Consider the following 4,118-nt stretch of genomic DNA (forward strand, 5'->3'; position numbering starts at 1 on the left):
GGCATGACCATCGACGCCCGCCAGATCAGCCTGCGTTTCGCGGCGCTCGCGCCGGAAACGCGTCGTCGTTTCCTCGACAAGCTCAAGGAGAACGGGGTCGACTTCGCTTCGCTCCCGGTTGCGCCCGCGCCGCGCGACGGCGACCTGCCGCTTTCCGATGCCCAGCGCGGCCTCTGGCTCATGTGGCAACGCGATCCGGCGAGCCCGGCCTACAACGTGGGCGGGCTGATCCTGGTCGATGGCGCCCTCGACGAGAGGCTCCTGCGGCGCGCTCTGCAGGCGCTCGCGGACCGGCATGAGCCGCTCCGCACAGTCTTCGGCCTCAATGCGGCGGGAGAGCCGGTGCAACGGGCGGCGACGTCCGCGCCGGAGCTTGTCGCGCGCGATTTCGAGGGCGCCGACGCGGACGCGCGCAGCCTCGCGGCGGCGGACGCGCTTGTCCGCACGCCGTTCGATCTGGAGGCCGGACCGCTTCTGCGGGTCGAGCTTCACCGGATGGGCCCACGCGCTCGCCTCGCCTTCGCGCTTCACCACATCGTCGCCGACGGCCAGTCGGTGGGTCTGCTCGTCCGAGAACTGTCCGCGTTCTACGAGGCCGAGGCGCGCGGGACGCCGGCGGATCTTCCCGCGCTTCCCGTTCAGTTCGCGGACTACGTCCGCTGGCGGCGCGACTGGCTCGAAGCCGGCGAGAAGGAGCGGCAGCTCGCCTTCTGGCGCTCGGCGCTCGGCGACGACCATACGCCGCTCGATCTGCCGTTCGACCGCCGACGGGCGGCGTCGCGGGGGACGGTCGAAGGCGGAGCGCACGTATCGACGCTCGCGCCCGAGCTCGCGGAACGGCTGCGCGCCTCCGCGCAGGTTAGCGGCGCGACGCTCTTCATGGCCATTCTCGCCGTGTTCAAGCTGACGCTCGCCCGCTGGAGCGGGCGGGACGACGTGCGGATCGGCGCGCCGGTCTCGAGCCGCAATCGCGCCGAAATCCACGGCGTGGTGGGCTACTTCGCCTCCGTCGCGACGCTCGCGGGAACGCTCGACCAGCGCCGGAGCTTCGCGGAGGCGCTCGCCGGCGTGCGCGAAGACCTGCTCGCGGCGTCCGAGAACACGGACGTGTCCTTCGACGCCGTGGTCGAGGCCCTGCGCCCGCCGCGGATTGAAGGCGTGCACCCCTTGTTTCAGGTGAAGTGCACGGAGCAGCGCGCGAACGGGCTCGATTGCTTTGGCGGGTTCGCGGCCGAGGCCCGCGGCCTCGACGCCGGCGAGGCGCATTTCGACCTCAGCCTCGACGTTGCGGATGGTCCGGAAGGTCTCTGTTGCTCCTTCGCCTATGCCCGGGACCTCTTCGACCCGAGCACCATCGCGCGGTTCGCGCGCGATTTCGTCGCTTTGGCGGAGGCCGCCACGGCGGATCTCGCCCGACGGCTCGCGGATCTGCCGCTCGCCACGACGATCGCCGCGCGGCGAGCGGCGTCGGACGAACCGGCCGAGGACGTCGTCGACGCTTGGGCGCGGCACGCGGCGGCCAGCCCCGAGGCGACGGCGCTCGTCCAGGGCGCCCGGGCGATCACCCGCGGCGAACTCGATCGCGCCTCCGATGCGCTCGCGCGCCGCCTGGTCGCCTGCGGCGTGGGGCCGGACGTCGCCGTCGCGCTCGACGCCGATCGTTCGCCCGAATGGATTCTCGGCGCGCTTGCGATCCTCAAGGCCGGCGGAGCCTATGTGGCGCTCGACCCGGCGGCCCCGCGCGCACGACGCGCCGCGCTCGTGGAGGACAGCGGGGCCCGAGTCGTCGTCGCGGGGCCGGGCCACGAGGACGATCTCGGCCGCGAACGCCTGATCGCCTCCTTCGACGCGCCGGACGTCGCGGCGGACGGAGACTTTCTCAGGCCGCATCCGGAACAGGCCGCCTATGTCGTCTACACCTCCGGATCCACCGGCGAGCCGAAGGGCGTCGTCGTCACACGCGGCGGCCTCGCCGGATACGTTCACGGCGCGCTCGGCCTGCTCGCGCTTCCCGAGGGCGCGCGGCTCGGCATGGTCTCGACCGTCGCGGCCGATCTTGGAAACACCGTGCTCTACGGCGCGCTTTGCGGCGGCGGCGAGCTGCATCTGGCGGAGGGGGAAGACGTCTCCGATCCGGATCGGTTCGCCGACTGGATGACAGGCAGACGCATCGACGCCATGAAGATCACGCCGAGCCATCTTCAGGCGCTGCTGCAGGGCCGCACGCCTGCTTCGGCGCTGCCGGCCGAGGCGCTTGTCCTCGGCGGCGAACCCGCCAGCTGGGAGCTGCTGGATCGCCTCCGCGCGCTCGCGCCGTCGCTGCGCGTCGTGAACCACTACGGGCCGACTGAGGCCACGGTCGGCGCGACGCGCCAATGCGTTGATGACGCCGATCGGCGGGCGGCGACCGTTCCAATCGGCGAGGCCTTCGGCGCAGCCGAGGTCCATGTCCTCGACCGCTATCTCAACCCGGCGCCGCAGGGCGTCCCGGGCGAGCTCTACATCGGCGGCGGAAGCCTCGCACGGGGTTACGTCGGGCGTCCCGCTCAATCGGCGGAGCGGTTCGTCCCGGACCCCTTCGGCGCGCCGGGATCGCGCCTCTATCGCACCGGCGACCGCGTCCGCCGGCTCCCATCGGGGGCCGCCGAGTTTCTCGGGCGGGCGGACAACCAAGTGAAGATCCGCGGCTTCCGCGTCGAGCCAGGCGAAGTGGCGGCGGCGCTCAGGCGGATCGACGGGGTCGCGGACGCCTATGTCGCGGCGGTCGCGGCCGAGGAGGGCGCGCGGCTCGTCGCCTACGTGGCGGGCGCGAAGGCTCCCGAGCCCGCCGCGCTTGCGGCCGTCCTCGCGGAGACGCTGCCGGGCCACATGGTCCCGGCCCGGTTCGTGCGGCTCGCCGCGCTGCCGCTCACTCCCAACGGCAAGGTCGACCGGCGGGCCCTGCCGCAGCCGGAGGAGCCGAAACGGGCGGGCGAGCCGCCCCGCGGAGAGACCGAGGAAGCGCTCGCCGCCGTCTGGCGCGAGCTTCTCGGGATCGAGGCGGTTTCGCGCGACGACGGCTTCGTCGCGCTTGGCGGCGATTCGATCCTCAGCCTCAAGATGCTCGGGCGCATCCGCAAACAGGGGATAGGGCAGGGAGCGAAGAAACTCGCGCTCGCGGACATTCTCAACGCTCGAAGTCTCGCGGACCTCGCGGCGCGCCTGTCTCCGGCGCCGGCTGAACCTGCCGCCCGCCCGGACGTCGTGCATTTGAGCCGCGGCGGAAGCGGGACGCCGCTGTTCTGTCTGCCGGGCCTGATCGTCAACGCCACGGAGTTCGCGCCGCTGGCCGAGGCGCTTGGCGGCGAACGGCCGGTACAGGGCTTCGTCAGCCACGCCTACACCGAGGCGCGTTGGCGGGGCTACGACGTCGACGCGCTCGCCGCCGCGTACGCGGCCCATGTGGAACAGGCTTCGCCAGACGGTCGCTGCGCCCTCATAGGCTGGTCGTCCGGCGGCGACCTCGCCTTCGAGACCGCGCGGCGGCTGCAGGGCCGCGTCAAGGTCGACTTTCTGGGCCTGGTCGACGTGTTCGAGCCGACGCCGCTGAGGACGGACCGACCCTTGTCCGAGGAGGAGCGTGGTCGCGCGGAAGCGACGTGCGAGGCTTGGCTGTCACGCAGCGAGATGGCAGGCCGCTGGCGGGCGCTCTTCGAGCGCATGACGGCCGACGAGCGAGAAGCCGCTCTGCGCGGCGTGCTCGACCGGGGCGCGGCGGCGATGCCGGTCGACGGCCCGGCGGTGGGATCGCAGGAAGCGACGCTCTGGGCTCAGATCGACAAGCGCCTCCGCGCCGTAACTCAGACGCATGCGCCTCTCCGCGGGCAGGCGGCGCATGTCTGGCAGGCTGAGGAGTCGCTGCGGCGCCCCGAACGGCTTCGTGATTGGAGCGGTCTCGCGCCAGTCGCGAAGCTCGTCCGCGTCGCGGGCGCGACGCACTTGGACATCATCTGCTCCGCGGATTTCCTCGCGTCGGCGGCCGTCGCGATCGCGGAGGCGACGTCTTCGGACGCCGGTCCCCGCATTGCGGCGCGAGATTTGTGAAGCTGACGCCGTGAGGCTGATCAGAGATCGTGGAC

General features: G+C 72.3%; 1 protein-coding gene. It reads left to right on the forward strand.

Annotated features, from left to right (window positions below):
* Positions 1-3 precede the first annotated feature (3 nt).
* Complete coding sequence (locus METY_RS15500; protein WP_103122288.1) at positions 4-4,083, forward strand: non-ribosomal peptide synthetase; 4,080 nt, start codon at positions 4-6, stop codon at positions 4,081-4,083.
* Positions 4,084-4,118: the final 35 nt, after the last annotated feature.

Source organism: Methylopila sp. Yamaguchi (genome assembly GCF_002897035.1).
GTDB lineage: Bacteria > Pseudomonadota > Alphaproteobacteria > Rhizobiales > Methylopilaceae > Methylopila.

Coding starts and splice junctions, on each gene's coding strand:
- METY_RS15500 (WP_103122288.1), top strand. CDS start 4: ATGACCATCGACGCCCGCCAGATCAGCCTGCGTTTCGCGGCGCTCGCG.